We start from the raw sequence: 25,159 nt of genomic DNA, 5'->3' as shown, positions 1-25,159 counted from the left end.
ACAACTAAATATAAATTAATCCTCAGATGCAAACGCTGTATTTTTACCAGTATTTACTTCTAACAAAACCGCTACTCCCTTATCATTTATCATTGTCATGTTCAGTGTATCTAATATTGCCAAATCTTTAGATATTAAACCCTTAAACCTATTGTAAGAAATATTCATTTCTTTTAATTTATCTAATTTCTCAAGTTCTAAAGGTACTTGACCATTCATTTTGTTATCAAATAAACTAAGATTTTCAAGTGATGTCATGTTTACCACTTCACTACTTAATCCTCCCGAAAGTTTATTACTGTTTAAGAGTAATATTTTTAACGCTTTTAAATCATATAAAGAATTTGGAATTTGTCCTTCTATTTCATTGTTAAATAAAGAAAGCGTTTCTAATTGATTCAAAGCTCCAATTTGCATTGGTAATTCACCTGAAATTGTATTCATAAACAATTCTAAATCTTTCAGATTACTCATTTCACAAATAGAAGAAGGAATTGTACCTGATATTTTATTGAAAGAAAGATTCAATATTTTCATTTCTTTTAATTTTCCGATAGCGGAAGGGATTGTACCTGATAGTTGATTTTTATGTAAATCCAATTCTTGCAAACTTACCAGGCTTGAAATTTCTTCCGGAATTTCACCAACTAAATTGTTATTGTTTAAAGTAATAGAAATTACTTTACCGTCTTGAACCTTAACTCCATACCAAGTAGAAATTGGCAAAGCTAAATCCCATTTTACGGTCCACTTGTCTCCGTTTGTAGCCTGATACAGTTTTATCAACGCATCTTTCTCGGATTGAGACACATCTGCCAACATTGGCAATGAAAACAAAAGGGTTAAAAATAGAGTAGTTATTTTTTTCATACCGTTAGATTTAATTCTTTATTACACATAAAACTACATACTCCAAAGCTAATCAGCAAATAAAATCGACGAAATACACGGTTTTATAATTTTATAGCGTTATATCTTACAAGAAAGATGGATTTTCTTAATTAAATATTAATTTATTAAATTTGATTAACTAATCTTTAAATCTAATTTTATGGAAATCAATTTTTTAGCACTTTTTGTTGCAGCACTGTCTACACTTGTAGTAGGATTTGTGTGGTACAATCCAAAAGTTTTTGGAACAATCTGGATGAATGAATCTGGCATGACGGAAGAAAAAATGAAAGGAGGAAGTATGCTCTTAACATTTGGAATCTCATTATTATATGCTTTTTTTATAAGCTTCGTTCTACAGATGCTAACAATACATCAATTTGGTGCATTAGGAATGGTGGGAGGAGATCCAAGCGTAGCAAAACCTTCTTACCAAGCTTTTATGGCAGATTATGGATCCTCATTTAGAACTTTCAAGCACGGCGCATTACACGGTTTTATGACTGGGCTTTTTTTAGTATTACCCGTTATAGGAACGAATGCCTTATACGAAAGAAGAAGTTTCAAATACACGCTCGTTACCGGTGGTTTTTGGATCGTATGCTTTATGATAATGGGAGGGATTATTTGCGCTTGGAAATAATTATAAAAAATAAAAATAAATTTCGTCTTTAAATAATAACACGACGAAATTTATTTTTTTTATTGGATTCCGTCAATAGCTTTGGCTAAATCTAAATCTTTATCAGTAACTCCTTTCGCATCATGGGTTGTCAGCCTAATTGTTACCTTATTATATACATTGAATAATTCCGGGTGGTGATTCCTTTTCTCGGCCATCACACCTACTTGCACTATAAAACCCAATGCTTGGGTAAAATCTGAAAAAACAAACTTTTTCTCCATTCCATTATTAGCAAATTGCCAGTCTTTAAGTAGTTTCAACTCTGGTTGAATGGTCTCTTTTGAATAGGTTTTCATAATCTTCTTTTTAATTCATATAAAGTTAGTTAATTTCGAGATATTGAGAAATACTTTAACTTTATTAACTAATTTTGAAAAAAATTATTTTTCAATTTGAATACACTTTATTCCTTTAAAATTTATAGCGCCACAGCACATCTTCCGTCAAACTGGGATGATTTAGCAGTTTCATCCATATTTTTATCCAAAAAATACTTGGAGATTTTAGAAAAATCATCTCCGGAAAACATGATGTGTCATTTTATTGGACTATTCGAAAATGAAAATTTAGTTGGCATTGCTCTTTCTCAATTTTTAGATTTAAATCAATTAAAATCCTTTGGAGATCGCGATAAATGTATTAAAACCATTGTTCGGAATTTAGTCTTCAGGAAATTTGGCTCTCATGTTCTCGTAATTGGAAACAATATGTTGACCGGGCAAAATTCTTTTGCATTTTCCGAATCTATTGATAATAAGAAAGCATTGCAAACCTTGCATACAGCTACAATAGCATTAAAAAAAATGTTTCATTGTAAAGGTAAAAAGATTCATATTACTACCTACAAAGATTTTCACAAAGAAGACATTGAGAATTTTGCCATTCCGGAATTCAAAAATGATTATCAGTTTTCGACACAACCAAATATGGTTTTTCACATTAATGAAAACTGGAAATCAGAACAAGATTACATCGACTCGCTTTCAAAAAAATACAGAGATCAATATAAAAGAGCTCGGAAAAAAGCAGATTCTATTGAGAAAAGAAAAATGCATTTGGAGGACATCATAGCTTTGGAAGATTCTATTTATGATTTGTACCTTCATGTAGCCCAAAATGCTCCTTTCAATACTTTTTTTCTGCCAAAAACCCATTTTAGAATTTTTAAAGAAATCTTTAAAGAAAAATTTCTTTTTTATGGCTACTTTATTGATGACAAATTAATTGGATTTAATACTTTGATAAAAAATGGTTCCGTAATGGACACTTACTTTTTAGGATATGACGAAAGTATTCAACGCGAGAAAATGCTGTATTTAAATATGTTATATGATATGATAGCGTATTCAATAAATAAAGGTTTTAAGGAAATTGTACTTGCTAGAACCGCATTGGAAATCAAAAGTTCGGTGGGTGCAAAACCTATAAAAATGTATGGATTTATAGCGCACAGCAATCAAATACTCAATTCGTACATGCCAAAAATATTTAGATATTTAGAACCCGAAACTAATTGGCACGAACGAAACCCTTTTAAATAATGTCACTATTTATATTTGGAATAGCCACTTTCATTTGTTTGGGCAAAATTTCAATATTCAGTTCTATCTCTGTCCCACAATATTCCCCATCGATTTGAAAACTAACCGGAACATTTGTTGTAACAACCGCTTTATCGGTAGATATTATCTCAACATCTTCTGAATCTACAGGCATATTGCCTGAAATAATTTTCCCAAGCACAACTAAATCTAAATTTTTCAAAATAACTAATTCAAACTTTCCGTCATCCATTACGCCATTTGGATTAATAGAAACTCCTGTGCCGTACTTTTGAGAATTCGCAATTACAATCATTCTTGCTGTACATTCAATCGTTTCAAAATCGCCTTTTATGGTCGCTGTAAATGGTTCATCCAAATCAATTAAAGTATTGACTGTTTGTATCGCATACCCCCATTTACCCCTGATACTACTATTTTCATAGTTCTTGATCATTTCCGCATTTACGCCCAAGTCGCTTAAATGAATACTTTTTTTTCCATTGATAGAAATCATGTCTATTTCAATGTAGTCGTTATGAAATGCAATTTCTAAGTTTTCTTCGATGGTAGTTGGCAAATTTAAATCGACCGCTAAACCATTGGCAGACCCAGCCGGTAAAATCCCTATAATAACATCATGACTTTCCATCGCCTCAGCAACCATTTTTATTGTTCCGTCACCTCCAGCAACAATTATTCGCTCCGGATTATAGGTTTGAAAGAGCACTTTTATATTCTCAATATCAGAAGCTCCCGAGGTATTATAAATCACCAGATTTAAATTCTCGTTTCCGGCAAATATCGTTGTTGCATCGATTAATTCTGATTTGTCAACATCTCCAGAGATTGGATTTACAATCAACATAATATTATTTTTCAAACTTTTTCTTCTTTTATTGATTAAAAATAATTAATTTCAACAACACTCAAAAGTACTACAATAAATGAAACCAATTTTAAAATTATATCGCGGTTATGCTAATGAACAAGAATTGATTGTGATGGGGCACGTTTTTATACCTTCCACAATTGAGGAATATAATTTTCAAAAAAAGAATCTAAAAAACGCTACTTCGGTAATTAAAATGTTTCAAATAAAAACACAAGCAAACGCCGATGTATATTTAGAACACAACAATGCCAAAATTCATACCAAAACATTAATCGATGGTTATTTTAAATTCTGTGTCCCATTAGATCAAAAAACTAATTATGGCTGGATTGATTATGAAGTAAGTATCGTTTACAAAAATCAATTCGTAAAAACCCGAGACAGTTACATTCGACCTCACAAAGGAAATTTGGGAATTATATCTGATATCGATGACACTTTTTTAGTTTCACACACGTTTAATCCTTTAAAAAAATTATATGTTTTATTATTTAAAAATGTAAACAAAAGAAAAATATATGAAGATGTAGTCACACATTATCAGGCTTTAAGTACCGCCGGAAGGGAAAATAAAGAAGAATTTAATGCTTTTTTCTATGTTTCCAGCAGTGAATGGAATCTGTATCGTTTTATTACAAAATTCACCGAAATTCATAAACTTCCAAAAGCAGTTTTATTATTGAAGGATATTAAAACGAGTCTCACTGATTTTTTCTTTACCGGCAGCGGCAATCACAATCATAAGTTTGACAAAATAAAACACATATTAGAATTCTATCCTAATTTAGAATATGTACTTCTTGGAGATGACTCTCAGCACGATCCATTTCTCTACGAGGCCATTTGTAAAATTTTTCCAGTAACCGTAAAAGCGGTTTATATAAGGCAAACCAGGACAAGCAAAAAAGAGAAGGTGACGAAGGTTTTGAAAAATTTAGAAACCCTGAACGTTGCTGTTTGTTATTTCCAAAATAGCAGTGAAGCCATTGCACACTCAAAAATGATTGGGATTATTGTATAAAAAAAGAGTTCCAAACTGGAACTCTCTCTTCTTTATAAATGCTCTATTTCGTCTTGAACTACTTCCCAATCTAACAGTAATTTCTCCAACTCTGCTTTCTTTTTATTGTAAGCTATGAAAAACTTCGCGTCTTCAATATGTTTGTCATAATTAGAAGCGAGCATTTTATCATCTTGCTGAATATCTTTTTCTAATTGCTTAATTTGACTCTCCACTTTGCTTAATTTATTTTGCAGTGCTTTTCCTTTTTTCTGATCTTCGTAGGAAGCTTTATTGCTTTCTTTAGGTGCGGCTGCTTTTTCAGCATCTTTTTTCTCTACTTCACGCATATTCTCCATATTACGTTGCTCCAAGAAATAATTGATATCGCCTAAATATTCTTTAATTTTTTGATCTTTAAACTCATATACTAAATTTGACATTCCCTGCAAGAAATCCCTATCATGAGAAACTAACAATAAAGTACCGCCAAATTTTTGAAGAGCGGCTTTCAAAACATTTTTAGATTTGATATCCAAGTGATTCGTAGGCTCATCCATCAATAAAACATTAATGGGTTGCAACAATAGTTTACACAACGCCAAACGATTTCTTTCGCCCCCAGAGAGGACTTTTACCTTTTTCTCTACATCATCGCCACGAAACAAGAAAGAGCCCAGCATATCGCGTACTTTCATTCGGTTCGTATCTGCAGCGGCATCTTCCATTGTTTGCAACAATGTGATTTCACCGTCCAGATATTCCGCTTGATTTTGGGCAAAATAACCCAATTGTACATTATGACCTAGCTTGATGTTTCCTTTATATTCGAATTCGTCAACAATAGCCTTAATAAAAGTCGATTTTCCCTGTCCATTTTGTCCAACAAATGCAATTTTACTTCCACGCTCCACTAACAGATTGATATCTTTCAAAATTGTTTTATCACCGTAGCTTTTGGTTACATTTTCGGCTTCTATAACTACCCGTCCCGGTTCTTTTGAAACTGGAAAAGTAATGTTCATCACAGAATTGTCATCTTCATCAACTTCAATTCGTTCTACTTTATCTAATTTTTTGATTAATGATTGTGCCATTGACGCTTTGGAAGCTTTGGCACGAAATTTTTCAATCAATTTTTCTGTTTCTTCAATTTTCTTGGCTTGGTTTTTTTGCGTCGCCAATTGCTTCTCCCGTATTTCATGTCTCAGTTCTAAGTACTGCGAATACGGTTTATTGAAATCATATGCTTTACCCAAGGAAATTTCGATAGTTCGGTTTGTTACATTGTCCAAAAACATTTTATCGTGTGAAACAATCACTACCACTCCGGGATAATTACGGAGGAAACTTTCTAACCAAATGATACTTTCTATATCCAAGTGATTCGTAGGCTCATCCAGCAACAAAACATCATTGGCCTGCAATAATAATTTCGCTAATTCAATACGCATTCTCCATCCACCAGAGAAAGTTTCCGTTTGATTATCGAAAACATCTCTTTTAAATCCTAAGCCTAGTAAAATCTTCTCTGTATCTCCTACATAATTATAACCGCCTAATAATTCAAAACGATGCGTATAATCGGATAAGTCTTCTATAATCTGGCTGTATTCATCACTTTCATAATCAGTCCTTGTAACTAATAAGTGATTAATCTCTTCAAGTTTTTTCTCCACAATTTTAATCTCGGTAAAAGCTTCGTATGCTTCTTCAAGCACTGTTCTTCCTTGTTCAAAATCGATATCCTGACGCAGGAATCCCATACGAAGATCTTTCTCTTGAGAAATAACACCTGAATCAGGAGCAAAATCTTTTGCCAACATTTTAAGCATGGTAGATTTTCCGGCTCCGTTCTTCCCAACAAGACCCACACGGTCACCGGCACCCAATCGAAAAGTAACTTCTTCAAATAAATAAGTACCACCAAACGAAACGGATAAATTGTGTATATTAAGCATGTATTGTTATTTTATTCCTTTTCGAATTTGCAAATTTGTATCCCGAATTGCCGGGAGTAAAAAAGGAAAAATTAAATTTTTTGCAAATGTTTAGAATTACGCTATTACCAAAACACCTAACTAATTATTAATCTGTTATTTATATTTTTATAATTCGATTGTAATTCAACAGTATGCCTGTTTTTTTATTAAATTTTTGCTGAATTCAACACTAAATTCGAAAGTAAAACATCCATATTTATCATTGTAATTTTCAAAATGCAAAAGTATGGTAAATAATATTAGATTCGATAAGTTTAAAAAAGAAATTGATGGTCAGGTTTGAGGTGAAATCTCGATTACATTTTTCACCAAATTCAATTACTAAGGTGATTAGCACGGGTAAAAGAATTAAACGTGCTCACTTTAATAGTATTTCGTTAAAGCTTTTTTGGAGCTGAGGTTAACGAATACCGTTCATTTGAATCTATTTTAACAATTATATTGCATCATTATCAATAAACCTTGAATTAAATTAGTTTATTATAATTGTTTATTTATTTTATTCAGTTATTATTCAACAATAATTCGGTTTTATTAAGAATATGACAATAAATCTCTTGTACACGCTATAATATCTGGTCAAAAATCACTATATTTGCAGCACCTAAAATGATAGAACTTGACTATCACATCGAATGCTTACCTATTCAACTGTAAATTCGACAGCAACAACAAGTTAATCTTCACACATACCTGTATTACAGCACATTAAAAAATTAATTATTTATGCAAATGTTTAAAAAAGGATCCAAATTAAATAGCATTTTAACAGGAACTTGCCCTAAATGTCAGAATGAGAGTATGTATTCGGATGAAAATCCGTTACATTTCAGTAAAATTTTAAAAATGCATGAACATTGTAGCCATTGTGGCTTAAAATATCAAATTGAACCATCTTTTTTTTATGGTGCAATGTATGTGAGTTACGGACTAAATGTCGCTACTGGAATAGCAGCCTTTGTAATTTCATTTATTTTATTTGGCTCCAGCCTAAAAGTTGCATTTATTACCATAATTGCATCGATAATCGTTTTATTTCCATTTGTCTTGCGGTGGTCCAGAAACATCTATATCAATATGTTTGTTTCCTATGATCCAAAAACAAAACTAAAATAAAATTATTTCTTTGCTCTAGTTAGAAATCTAGTAATGTCAATTTCTTTGTTTAGTGGAACTTGATGTTCTATATTCTCAAATAACGCTTTTGCCATTGCAGGTCCTAACATAACTCCTCTAGTTCCCAATCCATTTAAAATATGTATTGCTTGCTGGTTTTGATGCGTTCCCACTAATGGTCTTCTATCTTTAACTGTTGGTCGAACGCCAGCAAAATGCTCAACAATTTCAAAATCACATGTAATAATTTCTTTTATTCTCGCCATTAACTCCGTTTTACCTTCCTCTGTAGGTACATCTGTTTTATCTTTCCAATTGTATGTTGCTCCAACTTTGAATAAATCATTCCCAAGTGGCAAAATAAACACACTCGTGTTTACAATTACGTCTAAATCTAATTCAGGTGCTTTAATAATGAAAAGCTCGCCTTTAGTCCCGTCTAAGGGTAAACTATTAAAATAGGGATTTGCATGCATACCAAAACCTTCCGCAAAAATGATATGTTTAGCGTGAATATCTTTATAACGAATGCCATCAGACACTGTTTGCAAAGCACTATAATCGAAGGATTCTTTTTGAAACCAATTGTTATTTTTCAGATAGTCCCTGTATTTATTTAAAAGCAAAGCGGTGTCCACATAACCAGTTTGTAAAACTTCGCCATATCCGTAAGGAGAATCAATCCCGACATATTTTTTAGAAATTAATGTTGTCGACAAAAAAGGAGCAAGCGTTACTTTATCTGAAGCAGCAAACCAATTGTTTTGTTCTTCAACGGAAAAGAATTTTCTTAAAATAGGAGTTTTAAAATCGACCTTGCAATTTAGTTTTTCTTCTAAAATAGCAAAAAATTCATTCATCAACGCCAATTGTTCTTGTGCTTGCCACACTTCGCTAAAACGCTTTAAAATAACAGGATTGTACAAACCTCCAGCAATTTTAGATGAATTTTGGGAGTCATTGTCCAATACCAAAATAGATTTATCATGGCGCAAAGCAACCTCTGCGAATGATATCCCTGCTAAACCTGATCCTACAATTAAATAATCAATCATTTGAAATTATACCTTTTAAATAAGTGCAAAGTAACCAAATTAAAACAAAAAAACTCTTACCATTACAGTAAGAGTTTTATATAATCTTTTAAAATTGGTATCAATAATTCCACATATCGGATTCAAAATTACGAATTTTCTCTTTTACTCTTTCCGATTCTAATAATTGATTCTGCGCATTATCTTTCATGTATTCGTCAATGCTTCTATCACCGTATACATTTTCTTCTTTGTAAATAACACTATTAAAACGCCTGGAGTTTAATATTTGATCGAATGAAACTGGCATTGCTGAATTTTTATCATTGAAAGCTTTTGCTTCATGTAAAACTTCTCGTGCTGCTGGGAAGAATACCCAGAACAATTCAATATAATCTTTTTGATCACTGTTCATCGTGTAAACATCAGGAGTTACAGGACAAATTCCCAATAAACGATACTTCAATTCGCTTTGACGTTTGTCAAAATACCAGTATCCTTTAATTTTATATTGGGTTACATCTTGAGCAGATAAGTCTTGTCGTAAAATATACTCATCAGATATTTGATTTCCTGCATTAATCTGTTCTCGACCTGCATCAGTAGTGTCAATTCGAGTCAATGAAGCTTGAATATCTTGCATTGATTTTTTGGTATTGAAATAACTATCGGTATACACCTCAGTAATTTCACCATTCTTCATAGCTTTGGTAAGCACATCATATAACGATCTTCTATCGGATCCAATATTTGCAGTATCAACGGGAAAATACAAAGCAAAATTAATTTTTTCACTTAAGTCAATAATTTCCCATGTAGTCTTACCCATTAAAACATCCCTATCATGCACATAACCATACTCTAATGGTTTGTCATTATCTGAAATGAGCTGTGCTGCAGTTTTAAGCCCTATTTGGTCAGGAGTTTTTGCATTAAGCAAATTAGACTGTCCAAAGGAAGCGAAACTCCCCGTGATAGAGACAATAGCGATTAAAAAATTTCTTACGTTCATCATGGTATCATAATAAGATATTGAAGTAGGTCAAATATAAACTTACTTTTTATTTATTGTATTTCAAAAATTACGGGAGCAGTTCTTGGCAATAAATAGCTACCTGCACCTACAAGTTTTGTTTTTATTTCAGAAATAGTAACTTGATCCCCTCTAACTGCTTTTGAAAGTACAGCATTACACTGTGCATTCAATTTATTGCCTTGAACAACAACAGTAGGCTGACCTGTTACTTTTAAATTAAATCCGACAACATTCAAACCAACTTCAAAGTCGAAATCCACTAATTTTGCTCCAATTGTAGCAATTTGTAAATTTGATTTAGGTCCTTTTACCACACCCATTTCTCCTCTAATAGTTCCAGTTGGACCAGGAATACCTTTTATTCTAAAGGTTTTTCTATCCGTAACTTTAGAACCATCAGGAAGTGTTCCTGTTACATTGATAACAGTTTCTGTTCCTGATCCCGGACTCATGTTATATTTTCCACCACCCGCAGAACTTAATCCTGGAGCACTTGCCGACACTTTATCTGCAGAAACACCCGCAAAAGAAATAGTCATCGGGTTTACAACACCTCTGTAAACTACATTCATTTTATCCGCAGAAATAGTAGCTGATTTTGGTCTAGCAACAACTACGTATTTATCTTTGATAGGTAAGCTTACCACTTTCCCGTTTTCATCAAAATTAAAAGACCCTCCGATAGCATGTTCACCTATATTACCCGCTCCAAAAGAGAATTTAGCTTGACCAGCTTGCGCTTGCACACTAGATCCATTGACAATAACCGATTTTGCTTTTAATGATGGATCAAATTTTCCTAAAATAATTTTTCCTGTTACTGCTTCTCCTTGAAAGAAAACTGATTTATCAAGAACTACAATCGGTTGATAGGCCGTAAGTGATGCAGCTGCAACTAAATCCGATTGGAACATTCCGGTCATTACGTCGCTCTCCGTTGCTTTGATATCTGCTTGTAATTGCGATAATTTAGTAATTGTAGCAATAAGCGGATACCCTTTATAATTATAATCTATCCAATCTAATTTAGCACCTGCTTTTTCAGAATAAATTGGTTTTGTAGCAAATCTTGCTTCTATTTTTTTCATTTCAGATTCAGCAATTGAACTTCCACCAATGGCTTTTATTTGAGAAGAAAAATTATTGATTTTATCTAAAAACTCTTTCCCTTGTTTAGAAACTTTATCTCCGGTAAAGAACATTCTATCAATTAAATCCCCTTTATCCATTTCCTCATAGGGCAAATTTCCTTCGGCATCTCTTACAAATTTTTGGGTAACAGTTGTCTTGATGTTTTCTATGTAGTCGTTAAACTCTTTAGACAAAGCTCTAATTTTTTCGACTTTTGCTTTTTTATCCCCAAACTGCCCTGGCTGATCTACAGCTTTTTGAGCTAACTGTTGAAATGAACTTTCATTTCTGGTATCCGTTATAGAGTTAGACTCTACTATTTTAATATTTAAAATCCCAAAAGCTGATAAAACCTCTTTGGACATATTTAAAGCTAACATTGCGATAAAAACCAAGTACATTAGGTTAATCATCTTCTGTCTAGGGGTTAGTTTTCCTCCTGCCATATTTTCTACTAATTAGTTTGTTGTTTTTTTATAGTTTGAAACTAATTATCCTTTATTACCCATTGCAGATAGCATACCGCCGTAAACATTGTTTAATGATGCAATATTTGTAGTCATAGATTGCATTTGCTCCTTTAATTTCACAGCGTTTTCAGCAATTTCTTTATTTGCTTCAGCATTTCTTGAAGCGCTTTCCAATTGTACTTTGTAGAGACTATTCAAAGATTCCATCTGTGCCGCAGCCATAGACAATTCTTCACTGTATTTTTTGGTTGCCGTAATAGAATCTACCGTTGGAGCAATTCCTTTAGCTGCTGATTCAAAGTTCTTTATACTAGTACCTAAACTGGCCATTAATTCTCCATCAATTTTAGCGTCTTTCAACATTGCATCCAATTTTTGAGACAATAATCCTTGCGCATCTGATGGCGTTTCCACTTTTTTCTTTGGTTCTCCTTTTACTCCATTTGCTAATTCAGGATAAACTAATGTCCAATCTAACTCATCATCAACTGGTTCAAAAGCAGAAAGAGCAAAAATTAAAGCTTCCACTATAAGACCTATTGTAAGCATTAAATTCCCTGTTATAATTCCAAATTCAATATGTGTAATTTTGAATAACGCTCCAATAATTACAACCGCAGCTCCCATACCGTATGCGAAATTCATTTGTTTTTTACTTAGTAAAGCCATGATAGTTTTTTTTTTAAAATTTAGTAGATATAGATTTGATTTTGTTATAATTATTTCTTTTTCCCGGTTCCAGTAGTTTGAAGGCCCATATAATCTTGAACCGTTCTAAAACCAATATAACTTCTTGCAGAATCTGCATATTCATGATCACGAGTACTTACTTGAAGAAAATAAGCAACGTCTTTCCATGAACCACCTCGAACTACTTTTCTTTGATTTCTATAATCCTGAACATTCGGATTCATAGAAGAAACATATTCGTAAGCATTTGGATCATAGGAAGAATCTGTCCATTCCGAAACGTTCCCAGCCATATTATAAAGATTATAACCATTTGGCTCATAGGATTTTGCTTCTACTGTATACAAAGCTTCATCTGCCGCATAATCCCCTCTGTTAGGTTTAAAGTTAGCAAGAAAACAACCTCTGTCATTTTTAGTATAAGGACCACCCCAAGGATAAGTAGCGGATTCTAAACCTCCTCTTGCTGAATATTCCCATTCAGCCTCTGTTGGCAATCTGAAAGAGTTTATCAGATCGTGGCCTTTCTTTTTAGATTTTATGTAGGTATTTTTATTTAATGTTCTCCAAGCACAAAATGCTTTTGCCTGAGTCCATCTAACTCCTACAACCGGATAGTCTCCGTACGCTTTATGCCAAAAATAATCATTATGCATAGGCTCATTATAGGAGTACGCATAATCTTTAATCCAAACCGTTGTATCAGGATATACTTTTACTTCTTCTGTTCTGATGAAGTTTTTTCTATTTCCTACTTTAGCTTTTGCAGCTGCCTGAATATCCATCCAGGAGTACCGAAATTTCAATTTATTTACGTCAATAGTTCTTAATCCATTGTATGAAGCTTCGATCGGCAAGTACATAGAATCCATCACTTCAGTATATTCAGCATCTGGATACAGCTTAGTATCTTTGATAAGTTTCACTTTTTTGTTCAATTTTCTACCTGCATAAGGATCGTCAGCGGTACCTACACTATAATAATTATCATACATGTATTTATCATACGCCGTCATTTTTTCAGGATCTGAATCATTAAAAGCAAAATCACCAATGCTTCCAGCATTTTTACCTTTAGCAGCCCCTGCATCAGCAGTTTGCCCGCTCATATCAGCCATAATCGCTAATCGAACTCTCATTGTAGAGTCTTTTACCCATTCTACAAACTGACGGTACTCACTGTTAGTAATTTCCGTCTCGTCCATGTAAAATGAACGAACAGTAACGGTTTTAGTAGGTGCATCTTCCACATTAGCTAAATCAGCATCTGATTTACCCATAATAAAAGCACCACCAGGAATTAAAGCCATTCCATACGGTTTTTCAGGATGCCATTTGCCTCCATTAATACCAACTAATTCTCCTTTATCGCTTGATTTACCACAGCCGATCAAAAGGGCTAAAATTGACGTATATGCAATGAACTTCTTCATATAAATTTTGTTATCTATTCATTATTTTTAAGTGTGTAAACCTATTTATTATTTATTTATAAAACAATATTTTTTGCCGTGAAATTAATTGACGCTCAAAAATAATGTTAAATAAAATACAAAAAAAATATTTTATCGATAAAATACCAAAATAACCGATAAAATACATCTAAACTGCATTTTTCATGTATTACATTACGGTAAAACTACCATAAAACACATTAATTTTCAAACGTTTTTTAAGGATTGAATCGTGAATCTAGTTACATTATTTACACAATATTTTTACGTTGTGCTTTCCACCATCTTTCCGGTAATTCTTGGTTGCAAGCCAATAAATACTCCTCGTAGGAACATGGTAATAACGTATTTCTTTTTAGTTTATTATTACCATTTGAAATAAAAGGGATTTCGATCCACCAGCGATCCGTTTTATCACTTTTAAAAAAAATTAATTCCTCCTCTTCCAATGGCACTATATATTTCAAATAATTTTCCTTACTTCCAAAAGGATACTCATTAGAGCGATAATGAAACCCTTCTATAAAATACCAAATTATCTGCGCTATAAGCACCGATTCTTGTATTGAGTTATTATGGTTGAATATTCCAAATGACGATACTTTATCACTTATTCCTGCATATCGTGACAAAGCGCAAATTTCTTTTCCATTAAATCCATTTGGCGCGAACGAAATAAAATTTCCCGAATCAGATGATTTGACTGAATGTAAATCAATACTTACTAAATCAGCATCTCTAAAAACTGGCTCCGAAATAGAAATGTTATTGGAAACCTCTCCTAGCCTATACGCATCAAAAAATAGTTTTTCAATTAAATCTATTTCTTCCTGCGAATTAAAATACGTCTGATACCCAATATTACAATAGTTAAAAAGATTATTGGGTTCGTCTACAATTATTTTTGTCAAATAAGACGATGCCGAAACTGCTTCCTCGTCCTTACCAAAATCAAATTTATTATCTATCGAAACTAAATTAACCATTTGTTCCAAATCATCGTAAGCTCTATAGAGCGCGTACGTCAAATCTTGAGAACCACCAATAACTATAGGAGTAATTTTTTTCTTAATTAAACTTGCAACAACTTTTTTTAATGCAAAATAAGTGTCTTCACTAGAATTCCCAGCAAGAATATCGCCTAAATCAGCAATAGAAGCATCCCAGTTTCCAGGAAACAATCCGTAAAGCTCTTTTCTAAGTGGTATTAAATCCACATCTGAAACGGCTTTTTTATCTCCTCGATTTTCTACAACGCCTATGACAGCAATTTTAATCTTATTTAAATCTGGAAACTGTTTATCAGTATGCAACACTATTTTACTTCCTAATTGCTGAGAAGTCAATCCGTTTATATAAGTAAGAATTTCGTTATCGACTGGTTTTAGAAAATCAAATTCCATTATATTTATATTTTTTCCGCTCCCCAACCCTCTTTAAGAGAGAGGGAGACAAGATTGGAATTAGTTATTATTTTTTTTTCACAACAGCTTTCTTTGCTGGAGCTTTTTTGACCGGTGCTTTTTTGGCAGCTGCTTTTTTGGCTGGCGTTTTCTTGGCAACCATTTCCTGAACTTCTGCTAAGGTCAATTTTGCAGCATCAACATCTTTACTCAATTCAATTTTGATTTTACCTTTAGTAATAACGGAGCGTCCCCAACGGGCTTTTTCAACCAAAATTCCTTCTTCTTCCCAATTATGCAAAACCTTATCAATATTCTTTTGCAATTTATCTTCAATCAAGGCTTCGATATCCGATTGAGATAGGTTATCAAAGTTATACTTTTTACTTACATTAATAAACAAACCGTTCCATTTAATGAAAGGACCAAAACGGCCTGTTCCTTTTTGCACACCTTCCCCTTTATAAATAGCTATCGGAGCATCGGCAACTGCTTTCTCATCAATTAATTCCTGAGCTCTTTCAAAATCTACATCTAAGGGATTTTCTCCTTTTGGCAAAGAAACAAAAGCAGCGCCATGACGAATGTATGGGCCATATCGTCCATTACTTACCTCAACTTCTTCTCCTTTATATTCTCCGAGATTTTTTGGCAACAAAAACAATTTCAACGTTTCCTCCAAAGTAATGTTTCCAATATTTTGATCGGTCATCAAACTGGCAAATTTTTTCTCGTCATCATCTGCAGCTCCAATTTGAGCCATCGGACCAAATTTACCCAAACGAACTGAAACTGGTTTTCCCGTTTTTGGATCTGTTCCCAAAATTCTTTCACCGCTTTCTCTTTCTGCATTGGCCTCTACGTCTTTTACCGTCGGGTGAAATTTATCGTAGAACTCTTGCATCATTTTTGTCCAAACAATATTTCCTTCAGCAATTTCATCAAAATCCTGTTCGACTTTTGCCGTGAAATTATAATCTAAAATATTTCCGAAATTCTTTACCAAGAAATCGGTAACAATAGTTCCAATATCTGTAGGAACTAATTTTCCTTTATCAGAACCTGTATTTTCTTTCAACAACTTCTCCCCTACTTTCCCGGACTGTAAAGTCAATTGTTTATAATTACGTTCTTGTCCATCAAGATTTCCTTTCTCTACATAATTTCTGTTGATAATGGTAGAAATTGTTGGCGCATAAGTCGAAGGACGACCAATGCCCAATTCTTCTAATTTTTTTACCAATGAAGCTTCGGTATATCGTGCAGGCGCTCTAGAGTACCTTTCAGTCGCTGAAATATAATTGTTTTGTAACTTTTCATTGACTTTCATAGCTGGCAACATCCCTTCCTGCTCTTCTTCATCGTCATCATGACCTTCAAGATACACTTTCAAAAAACCTTCAAAAAGCAATACTTCTCCAGAAGCTGTGAATATTTCACCGTGATTATTTGCTTCAATTTTCACGTTAGTACGTTCTAATTGCGCATCACTCATTTGCGAAGCCAATGTTCTTTTCCAAATCAAATCGTACAATCGTGCTTGATCTCGATCGATATCTACGGTATGACGAGACATATCCGTAGGCCGAATTGCTTCGTGCGCTTCCTGTGCGCCTTTGCTTTTATTGACAAAAGTTCGCGGTTTCGAGAATTCTTTTCCGTAGGATTTGATAATTTCAGCCTGAGCAGCTTCCATCGCATCTTTAGATAAATTCACACTGTCCGTTCTCATATATGTAATAAGTCCAGCTTCATACAAACGTTGTGCAAGTTGCATGGTAATCCCAACAGGTAAATACAATTTACGTGCAGCTTCTTGTTGCAAGGTCGAAGTCGTAAATGGACCAGTTGGAGTTTTCTTGGTAGGTTTTGTTTCTAAATCCGAAACCTTATATGTAGAACCTATATTTTTATTTAAAAAATCTTCGGCTTCTTTTTTAGTATTGAAATTTTTAGGCAGTTTGGCTTTAAATGTTTTGCCAGATTCAGTAGTGAATTCAGCTACAACAGAATATGATGCAATTGCATTAAAGTTTTGAATTTCTCTTTCGCGCTCTACAATTAAACGAACGGATACTGATTGTACACGACCCGCAGAAAGCCCGCCTTTTATTTTTCTCCAAAGTACTGGAGACAATTCATAACCAACTAATCTGTCCAAAACACGACGGGCTTGTTGTGCATTGACTAAATTATAATCGATTTCACGTGGATTATCAATCGCTTTTAGAATGGCAGTTTTAGTTATTTCATGGAAAACAATTCGCTTGGTTTTCTTTTTGTCTAGTTTTAATTCTTCGGCTAAATGCCAAGAAATAGCTTCCCCCTCACGATCTTCATCGCTTGCTAACCAAACCATTTCGGCATTCTTGGCTAAAGTTTTTAATTTGCTTACCAACGCTTTCTTATCAGCAGAAACTTCATATTTGGGTTTGAAACCATTTTCTACATCTACACCAATTTCTTTAGAGGGCAAGTCAGCAATATGTCCGTAACTTGACTCGACCTGAAAATCACTTCCTAGAAATTTTTCGATTGTTTTTGCCTTCGCAGGTGATTCCACTATAACTAAATTCTTTGCCATATTCCAATTGTTTATGTCGGCAAAAGTATATGATTTTTTTAAATTTTAAGTTTTTTAAATTTTAAAAGTAAATTTTCTCGTTGAAATACAGCTTTGGATTACTACCAACTCGCTAAAATATCAATCAATTAAACAAATAAAAATTATTGTATTATTTTCTCAAAATTCCATACTTATTCCTTAGCACCCACATTTTATTTTCAAAAAAAAATTTAATAGGATTTGATTGAAACTAGGGATTAAACTGATTGCCTAATTTTAAATTTGTCTTAACCTAATAATTATTTTAAAGCTAAAATTTAAAGCAATAAAAAAAAGGGAAGCATTTTGCAATACATTCCCCTTTTTAAAACTGTTAAATTTAACGGTATATTTCTTGTCCTTTATTTTCACGCCACGACTGTTCTATCATCGTAGCATCCTCATCATTACGAGGATGAACTCCCATAATAATATGCCCATCTTTTACTCCAGATTCATATAATTTAGCGCGTTCTTCGGGAACTCCTGAACCCACTAAGGCTCCAATTACTCCACCTGCAATTCCGCCCGCACCCGCACCCGCTAAACCGGCTGCTAAAGGCCCGGCCACAAGCAACCCTAAGCCAGGTATAACTAAACTAGTGCCTAGTGCTGCTACCACTCCTACAATTGCGCCCACGGTACCTCCGATAGCAGATCCTTTTCCTGCTCCTTCTGCTGCTTTAGTACCAATTTCCGTTTCTTGAGCATCATCGGCAAAATGTTTCTTACGAGTATCATCAGACATAATTAAGTTTATATCATCCTTACTATACCCTCTTTCATGAAGTGAATTGTAAGCTTTCTCGGTGCTTTCGCGATCTGAAAACATTCCTGTTAACATTTTTCGTTCCGAATTAGTTCCTTCAGCTCGGTTTTGATCTCTTTCAGTGTCCATAGTTTTTAATTTAAGATTAGAATTATTTGATTAGAATTAAATAATAGGTGCAATTAGTTTTAATTATAATAAATACGATTAATTTTTGTTTTTTGTTCGAATAATCACATCGATAACAAGAAAATGTACAGGTGGAAACCGTTCACATAGATGTTGATATCTTATATCCAAAAAATACGGTAAGTACTACTTCTTCCAATTAATTACATCCGTAAAATTATTATAAATTTAATTTATAAATATCTGATTTTTAGTTTTTTAATAAAAATTTAACGGTCTAATATAATTTGTATCGTAATCTTTAGAAACCTATTTAAATTATCAAATAATTGATTTTTATAGAAATAAAACAACCACTTAGTAAATAGAATTTATACTACGATTAAAATTAATTTTACCTTTCTAGTAAATAATCCATAGATTAATCCGAGCTGTAACTGCCAGATCATTATAAAAAACGAAACTATTACTGCCCTCAGAAAAACCAATCATAACAGCTCAGTTGTTTTTTTTTAACATAAAAGAAAACAACAATCGCTTTAAAGGAATTAGCGCAACCCAATATCAACAAACTCGAAAAAATTAACAACTAGGATTTTGGACTGGTATTAAAAACTAATTATGATATTAAAGGCACCGCTAAAGAAATCTTACCCTCTTTTTAATGTAATTATGTAAAAAACAAAATAGTGTTAATTCTTAATCTGACATCTTGTCATATTTATTTGAATTCCCTTATCTTTGCACTTTGAAAATACATAATGGAAAAGATTATTGAAGAAAGCAAACAGGGCGAAAGTCTTGTTTTACAAAATAAACCCGAGAATACAAAGAAACTTTTTATTGAAAGTTATGGCTGCGCAATGAATTTTTCAGACAGTGAAATCGTTGCTTCCATTCTATCGGGAAACGGATACAATACAACGCAAATTTTGGAAGAAGCCGATTTGGTTTTGGTCAATACCTGTTCTATTCGGGACAAAGCAGAGCAGACGATTCGCAAACGTTTAGAAAAATACAATGCCGTCAAACGTATTAATCCGAAAATGAAAGTAGGCGTTTTAGGCTGTATGGCCGAGCGTTTGAAAAGTCAATTCTTGGAAGAAGAAAAAATTGTAGATCTTGTTGTGGGTCCTGATGCGTATAAAGATTTACCAAACCTTTTACAAGAAGTGGAAGAAGGCCGTGATGCGATTAATGTGATTTTGTCGAAAGACGAAACCTATGGCGATATATCTCCAGTGCGATTAATGAGTAACGGAATTACCGCTTTAGTTTCAATTACTCGTGGTTGTGATAATATGTGCACGTTTTGCGTGGTACCTTTTACCCGCGGGAGAGAACGAAGTAGAGAACCTCAGAGCATCATGACCGAAATTCAGGATTTGTGGGATAAAGGGTTTAAAGAAATTACGCTTTTGGGACAAAACGTGGATAGTTTCCTTTGGTACGGTGGCGGATTGAAGAAAGATTTTGAAAATGCTACTGAAATGCAAAAAGCAACTGCTGTTGACTTTGACCAATTACTGGATATGGTGGCGGTTGGTTTCCCAAAAATGAGAATCCGATTTTCAACCTCTAATCCGCAGGACATGCATGAAAGTGTGTTACATGTAATTGCGAAACATCCTAATATTTGCAAGCATATTCACTTACCAGTTCAATCAGGAAGCAATAGAATTTTAGCGGCAATGAACCGTTTACATACGCGTGAGGAATACATGACATTGATTGATAAAATCAGAACAATTATTCCAAATGGTTCAATTTCACAGGATATGATTAGTGGTTTTCCAACAGAAACCGAACAAGATCATAACGATACCTTAAGTTTAATGGAATATGTGAAATATAATTTTGGTTATATGTATTCGTATTCAGAACGTCCCGGAACCTTAGCTGGCCGAAAAATGGAAGATGATGTAACCGAAGAAACGAAAGCAAGAAGATTGCAGGAAATTGTCGATTTACAACAAAAACACGCTTGGTTCCGCAGTGAAGAATTCATAGGACAAACCGTTGAAGTTTTGGTAGAGAAAGTTTCAAAAAAATCAACCGAAGAATTTTCAGGTAGAAATTCACAAAGCATTACGGTGGTTTTTCCAAAAGAAGATTATAAAATCGGTGCTTTTGTTTTAGTTAAAATTGAAAGCTGCACCAGCGGAACTTTAAAAGGAACAGCAGTTGGTTTGAGTGAAATGAATTAAAAAATTAGCCACAGATTAAAAAAATTTTCACAGATTTCTTTTTAATTCTTTAATCTTTCTGATCTGCTATAAAAAATTAAAACGTTGTGATGGAAGGATACAGAGAACAAGAAACGTATAAAATTATAGGAATTTGTATGGAAGTACATAGAATTCTTGGTCCAGGATTCTTAGAAATTGTTTACAAAGATGCTTTAGAAATAGAATTCAAGCTAAACAATATTTCTTACGAAAGAGAAAAAGAATTTTCAATTAATTATAAAGGTGAGATTTTGCGTAGTAAATTTAATGCCGATTTTATTGTATGTGAAGATATTGTATTAGAGATAAAAGCTGTAAAAGAATTCTGCAACGAACATATTGCACAAATTTTAAACTATTTGAAATTAGCAGATTCAAAAGTTGGATTATTAGTTAATTTTCAAAATAAATCTTTACAATATAAAAGATATGCTTTGTAAATAAAATTAAGTAAATCTGTGAAAATCTTTTTAATCTGTGGCAAAAAAAATAAAGTATGGAATCAATTCAAAACATAAAACAACGATTTGAGATTATCGGGAACGATCAAAAGCTCAATCGTGCGATAGAAAAAGCCATACAGGTAGCTCCTACTGACATTACGGTGTTAGTTGCAGGAGAAAGCGGTGTGGGAAAAGAAAATATTCCTAGAATTATTCACTCGCTTTCGCACAGAAAACATGGGAAATATATTGCCGTAAACTGTGGAGCCATTCCGGAAGGAACGATTGACAGTGAACTTTTCGGGCATGAAAAAGGGGCTTTTACCGGTGCGACTAATACTCGTGAAGGTTATTTTGAAGTCGCTGACGGCGGAACTATTTTTCTAGATGAAGTAGGTGAATTGCCGCTTACCACTCAAGTTCGTTTGTTGCGTGTTTTAGAAAATGGCGAATTTATAAAAGTGGGTTCCTCGCAAGTACAGAAAACAGATGTGAGAATTGTGGCGGCTACAAATGTCAATTTATTTGAGGCTATTGAAAAAGGGAAATTTCGCGAGGATTTATATTACCGATTAAGTACGGTGGATATTACTTTACCGCCTTTGCGCGATCGAAAAGATGATATTCATTTGTTATTCCGGAAATTCGTGGCTGATTTTGCCCATAAATATAAAATGCCTCCGTTAAAACTGGAAGAAAACGCTATTCAATTATTACAAAAATTCCGTTGGAGTGGTAATATCAGACAATTGCGAAATGTGGCCGAACAAATATCTGTTTTGGAAACAAATCGGGATATTTCCGGTGCGACTTTGCAATCGTATCTACCGGTTTTGGGCAACAATTTACCATCGGTCATAAAAGATAAGAAAAGCGAAAGTGATTTTAGTACTGAAAGAGAAATTTTGTACAAAGTACTTTTTGATATGAAAAGTGATTTGAATGATTTGAAAAAATTAACGTTGGAATTGATTCAAAATGGCGTGTCCAAAGTACAGGAAACCAATCAGCATTTAATAAAAAAAATATATGGTTCCAAAGAAAATGACAGCGAAATAGATTTTGAAGAAGAACCAAGGTCAACATTAATCACTGCTAAAAACAATGAAGATGTATATCAGGAAAATGATGAGAATTACCTTTTTGCAGAAACAATCGAAGAAGAAGAAACTTTACGTCTAGAACAAAAAGAAATCGAAATGATTAAAAAATCATTAGAGAAAAATAAAGGAAAACGAAAAGCTGCCGCGGATGAATTAGGCATTTCTGAAAGGACTTTATATCGAAAAATTAAGCAATTTGACTTGTAGTTTTTACCTCAAATTACTCAGAGACAAATGCTATAATTCAAAATGAATATCTTTAACCCACGCGTTAGCGAACCGGGGAAGCAATTTTTAAAACATAAAATGAAACATATTAAACTTATTCTTCTTTCAATAATCATAATGAGCATCAACAGTTGCTCGGTTTATAACTTTACAGGAACCGGTAAAATTGATGCTAAAACATTTCAGGTTGGTTTTTTTCAGAATAACGCTGAATTGATTGAGCCTGGTATTGACAGAACATTTACATTAGAACTACAGGATTTAATTCAGAATCAAACCAATTTGAACTTGGTTAAAAATGATGCGGATCTCACTTACGAAGGCGAAATTGTAGATTACAGAATAAGTCCGATGACAGCAACTGCAGATCAGCAGGCATCTCAAAATCGTTTGACAATTAGAGTCAACGTTCGGTTTACCAATAAAAATAAAGAAACGGATGATTTTGAAAAACCATTTACGTTCTTCTATGACTATCCCGCGCAACAGCAATTGACAGGAGCGACTTTAAACAATGCTTTGAAAGAAATTTTTGAAAGAATAACACAAGACATCTTTAATGAGTCTTTGGCAAAATGGTAACTGAAGTAGTATTCCACTGGCAGTTTTTAGTATTCATTTAAATACACTAAAAATTGAACACTGATCACTAAACATTGAACTCTTAAAAGATGAACGTAACCGATTATACTTACTTGATTAATAAACCTAATGCGATCCATGAAAAGCAAACGGAAGCTTTGGAAAACGTACTCACGGAGTTTCCTTATTTTCAAAGCGCCAGAGCAATTCAATTAAAAGGGCTTTACAATCAAAACAGTTTTAAATACAATACTGCCTTAAAAATCACCGCAGCACATTCAACGGACCGATCTATTTTATTTGATTTCATTACATCAGATACATTCACTTCGATTCAAAAAGATCTTTATGATAAAAAAGCATTAGAAATTCTTGATATAACAGTTGTTGACAGTGAAATTATTATTAGTGCAGAAAAAACTGAATCCAAAATAAATTCTTTAGAAAAATCGATATTGACATCGATAAGAAAAGCTTCAGTACTCGAAGTTGATAATGCTTCAAAAATCACCGAAGAAAAACTGGCAATTGGCAAACCGTTAGATTTTTCTGTACGTGAACAACATTCCTTTCAAGAATGGTTACAACTTTCCCGCACTGAACCTATAATAAGAGAAAAAGAAAGTCCCAGTAACTTAATGCCGCTTATAGTAAACGAAGGTAAAAGAAAGAAATTAGAATTAATAGATAAATTTATTGAAGCAAGTCCAAAGATTTCTCCAGTAAGACACGGAGTTGCTGCCACTGTTCAATTTGACCTAAATGCTGCTGACAATTCGTTCTTGATGACGGAAACTTTAGCCAGAGTCTATTTGGAGCAAAAAAAATATCAAAAAGCGATTCAAGCTTATGAAATATTAATTTTGAAATATCCAGAAAAAAGTAGTTTCTTTGCAGACCGCATATCGGATATTAAGATTTTACAACATAATAATAATTAAACAATGAGTACATTTTCAATTTTTTTAGTTTTAATAACTATAGTTTGTTTTCTATTAATCGTAGTTATCATGGTTCAAAACCCTAAAGGCGGAGGATTATCATCTACATTAGGTGGTTCTCAAATGTTAGGTGGAGTACAAAAAACAACTGATTTTTTAGACAAAAGTACTTGGACATTAGCAACTATACTAATTGCACTTATATTACTTTCTAGCTTAAGCTTTACGGGAACATTAAGTGATACTGACTCTAAAATCATTGAAAACACAGGAAATGCAACGCCTGCTGTAACCACACCAGTTGCTCCTGCACAAAACACACCTGCTGCAACAAATCCAGCAGAATAAATTAGTACACCATATTCTAAATGCCAGCCTGTCAAAGCTGGCATTTTTTATAAGAAATTATGTCAGTTTTATTAGGCTGGCATAATTTCTGAAATATAGTTAACCGTAATAAAAACAACTAATATAAAAAATATAAAATTATGGCTTTAAACATTAAACCTCTTTCAGACCGAGTTCTTATCGAACCCGTTGCAGCGGAAACAAAAACTGCTTCAGGTATTTTTATTCCAGATACAGCTAAAGAAAAACCACAAAAAGGAACTGTTGTTGCTGTTGGAAACGGAACAAAAGAACACACAATGACTGTGAAAATTGGCGATTCAGTACTGTACGGAAAATATGCAGGAACTGAATTGAAACTGGAAGGTAAAGATTACCTGATCATGCGTGAAGATGATATTTTAGCGATTATCTAAATAGTATTCAATCTGAAA

23 protein-coding genes are annotated in these 25,159 nt (G+C 33.3%); 11 read left to right on the top strand and 12 right to left on the bottom strand.

Annotated elements, in window-relative coordinates; all coding sequences use genetic code 11:
- Nucleotides 1-15: 15 nt before the first annotated feature.
- A complete protein-coding gene (locus ACNQGJ_RS04870; protein WP_417969524.1) occupies nucleotides 16-870 on the bottom strand; it encodes a leucine-rich repeat domain-containing protein in 855 nt (284 codons plus the stop codon).
- A 181-nt stretch (nucleotides 871-1,051) separates the two neighbouring features.
- Between ACNQGJ_RS04870 and ACNQGJ_RS04865 the strand changes: the two genes are divergently transcribed.
- Nucleotides 1,052-1,534, top strand: coding sequence for a DUF1761 domain-containing protein (locus ACNQGJ_RS04865; RefSeq protein WP_417969526.1), 483 nt, complete (start codon nucleotides 1,052-1,054; stop codon nucleotides 1,532-1,534).
- A gap of 59 nt (nucleotides 1,535-1,593) precedes the next feature.
- On the opposite strand, the gene ACNQGJ_RS04860 is transcribed toward ACNQGJ_RS04865, so the two are convergent.
- Complete coding sequence (locus ACNQGJ_RS04860; protein ID WP_417969528.1) at nucleotides 1,594-1,872, bottom strand: 4a-hydroxytetrahydrobiopterin dehydratase; 279 nt, start codon at nucleotides 1,870-1,872, stop codon at nucleotides 1,594-1,596.
- A 96-nt stretch (nucleotides 1,873-1,968) separates the two neighbouring features.
- Here ACNQGJ_RS04860 and ACNQGJ_RS04855 point away from each other — a divergent pair, with 96 nt between their 5' ends.
- Nucleotides 1,969-3,117 carry a GNAT family N-acetyltransferase gene (locus tag ACNQGJ_RS04855; protein WP_417969530.1) on the top strand — a complete coding sequence of 383 codons (1,149 nt, stop codon included), beginning with the start codon at nucleotides 1,969-1,971 and terminating at the stop codon, nucleotides 3,115-3,117.
- Here the strand turns inward: ACNQGJ_RS04855 and ACNQGJ_RS04850 are convergent.
- Entirely contained in the window at nucleotides 3,110-4,000 is an 891-nt protein-coding gene (locus ACNQGJ_RS04850; protein ID WP_417969532.1) for a diacylglycerol/lipid kinase family protein, read from the bottom strand. The two genes, ACNQGJ_RS04855 and ACNQGJ_RS04850, sit on opposite strands and share 8 nt — an antisense overlap.
- A 64-nt stretch (nucleotides 4,001-4,064) precedes the next feature.
- Here ACNQGJ_RS04850 and ACNQGJ_RS04845 point away from each other — a divergent pair, with 64 nt between their 5' ends.
- Nucleotides 4,065-5,033, top strand: a complete 969-nt coding sequence (locus ACNQGJ_RS04845; RefSeq protein ID WP_417969534.1) for an App1 family protein — start codon at nucleotides 4,065-4,067, stop codon at nucleotides 5,031-5,033.
- Nucleotides 5,034-5,065: 32 nt separating this feature from the next.
- On the opposite strand, the gene abc-f is transcribed toward ACNQGJ_RS04845, so the two are convergent.
- Nucleotides 5,066-6,973 (bottom strand): ribosomal protection-like ABC-F family protein, encoded by a 1,908-nt coding sequence (gene abc-f / locus ACNQGJ_RS04840; protein ID WP_417969536.1) that lies wholly within the window; start codon nucleotides 6,971-6,973, stop codon nucleotides 5,066-5,068.
- Nucleotides 6,974-7,747: 774 nt separating this feature from the next.
- Between abc-f and ACNQGJ_RS04835 the strand changes: the two genes are divergently transcribed.
- A complete protein-coding gene (locus ACNQGJ_RS04835) occupies nucleotides 7,748-8,131 on the top strand; it encodes a DUF983 domain-containing protein (RefSeq protein WP_417971338.1) in 384 nt (127 codons plus the stop codon).
- Nucleotides 8,132-8,133: 2 nt separating this feature from the next.
- Here ACNQGJ_RS04835 and ACNQGJ_RS04830 read toward each other — a convergent pair whose 3' ends face one another.
- The 8 genes from ACNQGJ_RS04830 to ACNQGJ_RS04795 form a co-directional block, all read right to left on the bottom strand.
- The gene (locus tag ACNQGJ_RS04830; RefSeq protein ID WP_417969538.1) at nucleotides 8,134-9,186 is read right to left on the bottom strand and encodes an NAD(P)/FAD-dependent oxidoreductase; all 1,053 of its coding nucleotides are present in this window, start codon (nucleotides 9,184-9,186) and stop codon (nucleotides 8,134-8,136) included.
- A 100-nt stretch (nucleotides 9,187-9,286) separates the two neighbouring features.
- Nucleotides 9,287-10,177, bottom strand: coding sequence for a type IX secretion system ring subunit PorN/GldN (porN, locus tag ACNQGJ_RS04825; protein WP_417971340.1), 891 nt, complete (start codon nucleotides 10,175-10,177; stop codon nucleotides 9,287-9,289).
- A gap of 53 nt (nucleotides 10,178-10,230) precedes the next feature.
- A complete protein-coding gene (gene porM, locus ACNQGJ_RS04820) occupies nucleotides 10,231-11,778 on the bottom strand; it encodes a type IX secretion system motor protein PorM/GldM (RefSeq protein WP_417969540.1) in 1,548 nt (515 codons plus the stop codon).
- Between the two features lie 45 nt (nucleotides 11,779-11,823).
- Nucleotides 11,824-12,471 (bottom strand): type IX secretion system motor protein PorL/GldL, encoded by a 648-nt coding sequence (gene porL / locus ACNQGJ_RS04815; RefSeq protein WP_417969542.1) that lies wholly within the window; start codon nucleotides 12,469-12,471, stop codon nucleotides 11,824-11,826.
- 50 nt (nucleotides 12,472-12,521) lie between these two features.
- Nucleotides 12,522-13,925: a T9SS ring complex lipoprotein PorK/GldK gene (gene porK / locus ACNQGJ_RS04810; protein ID WP_417969544.1), complete on the bottom strand. Its 1,404-nt coding sequence runs from the start codon at nucleotides 13,923-13,925 to the stop codon at nucleotides 12,522-12,524.
- Between the two features lie 272 nt (nucleotides 13,926-14,197).
- Complete coding sequence (locus ACNQGJ_RS04805; protein WP_417969546.1) at nucleotides 14,198-15,349, bottom strand: formimidoylglutamase; 1,152 nt, start codon at nucleotides 15,347-15,349, stop codon at nucleotides 14,198-14,200.
- 67 nt (nucleotides 15,350-15,416) lie between these two features.
- Nucleotides 15,417-17,933 carry a type I DNA topoisomerase gene (topA, locus tag ACNQGJ_RS04800; RefSeq protein ID WP_417969548.1) on the bottom strand — a complete coding sequence of 839 codons (2,517 nt, stop codon included), beginning with the start codon at nucleotides 17,931-17,933 and terminating at the stop codon, nucleotides 15,417-15,419.
- 361 nt (nucleotides 17,934-18,294) lie between these two features.
- Entirely contained in the window at nucleotides 18,295-18,852 is a 558-nt protein-coding gene (locus tag ACNQGJ_RS04795) for a hypothetical protein (protein ID WP_417969550.1), read from the bottom strand.
- Nucleotides 18,853-19,613: 761 nt separating this feature from the next.
- Here ACNQGJ_RS04795 and miaB point away from each other — a divergent pair.
- The 7 genes from miaB (at nucleotide 19,614) to ACNQGJ_RS04760 (ending at nucleotide 25,141) form a co-directional block, all read left to right on the top strand.
- Nucleotides 19,614-21,059 carry a tRNA (N6-isopentenyl adenosine(37)-C2)-methylthiotransferase MiaB gene (gene miaB / locus ACNQGJ_RS04790; protein ID WP_417969552.1) on the top strand — a complete coding sequence of 482 codons (1,446 nt, stop codon included), beginning with the start codon at nucleotides 19,614-19,616 and terminating at the stop codon, nucleotides 21,057-21,059.
- Nucleotides 21,060-21,148: 89 nt separating this feature from the next.
- Complete coding sequence (locus tag ACNQGJ_RS04785) at nucleotides 21,149-21,520, top strand: GxxExxY protein (RefSeq protein ID WP_417969554.1); 372 nt, start codon at nucleotides 21,149-21,151, stop codon at nucleotides 21,518-21,520.
- 56 nt (nucleotides 21,521-21,576) lie between these two features.
- Nucleotides 21,577-22,833, top strand: coding sequence for a sigma-54 interaction domain-containing protein (locus ACNQGJ_RS04780; RefSeq protein ID WP_417969556.1), 1,257 nt, complete (start codon nucleotides 21,577-21,579; stop codon nucleotides 22,831-22,833).
- Nucleotides 22,834-22,932: 99 nt separating this feature from the next.
- Nucleotides 22,933-23,436: an LptE family protein gene (locus ACNQGJ_RS04775; RefSeq protein WP_417969558.1), complete on the top strand. Its 504-nt coding sequence runs from the start codon at nucleotides 22,933-22,935 to the stop codon at nucleotides 23,434-23,436.
- 89 nt (nucleotides 23,437-23,525) lie between these two features.
- Nucleotides 23,526-24,377 carry a tetratricopeptide repeat protein gene (locus tag ACNQGJ_RS04770; RefSeq protein ID WP_417969560.1) on the top strand — a complete coding sequence of 284 codons (852 nt, stop codon included), beginning with the start codon at nucleotides 23,526-23,528 and terminating at the stop codon, nucleotides 24,375-24,377.
- A 3-nt stretch (nucleotides 24,378-24,380) separates the two neighbouring features.
- Nucleotides 24,381-24,725: a preprotein translocase subunit SecG gene (secG, locus tag ACNQGJ_RS04765; protein WP_417969562.1), complete on the top strand. Its 345-nt coding sequence runs from the start codon at nucleotides 24,381-24,383 to the stop codon at nucleotides 24,723-24,725.
- A 140-nt stretch (nucleotides 24,726-24,865) separates the two neighbouring features.
- Nucleotides 24,866-25,141, top strand: a complete 276-nt coding sequence (locus ACNQGJ_RS04760; RefSeq protein WP_007137725.1) for a co-chaperone GroES — start codon at nucleotides 24,866-24,868, stop codon at nucleotides 25,139-25,141.
- The last annotated feature ends 18 nt before the right edge of the window (nucleotides 25,142-25,159 follow it).

The organism is Flavobacterium cryophilum (assembly GCF_048286555.1).
Lineage (GTDB): Bacteria > Bacteroidota > Bacteroidia > Flavobacteriales > Flavobacteriaceae > Flavobacterium.
This window is presented reverse-complemented; position numbering and strand designations above follow the sequence as displayed.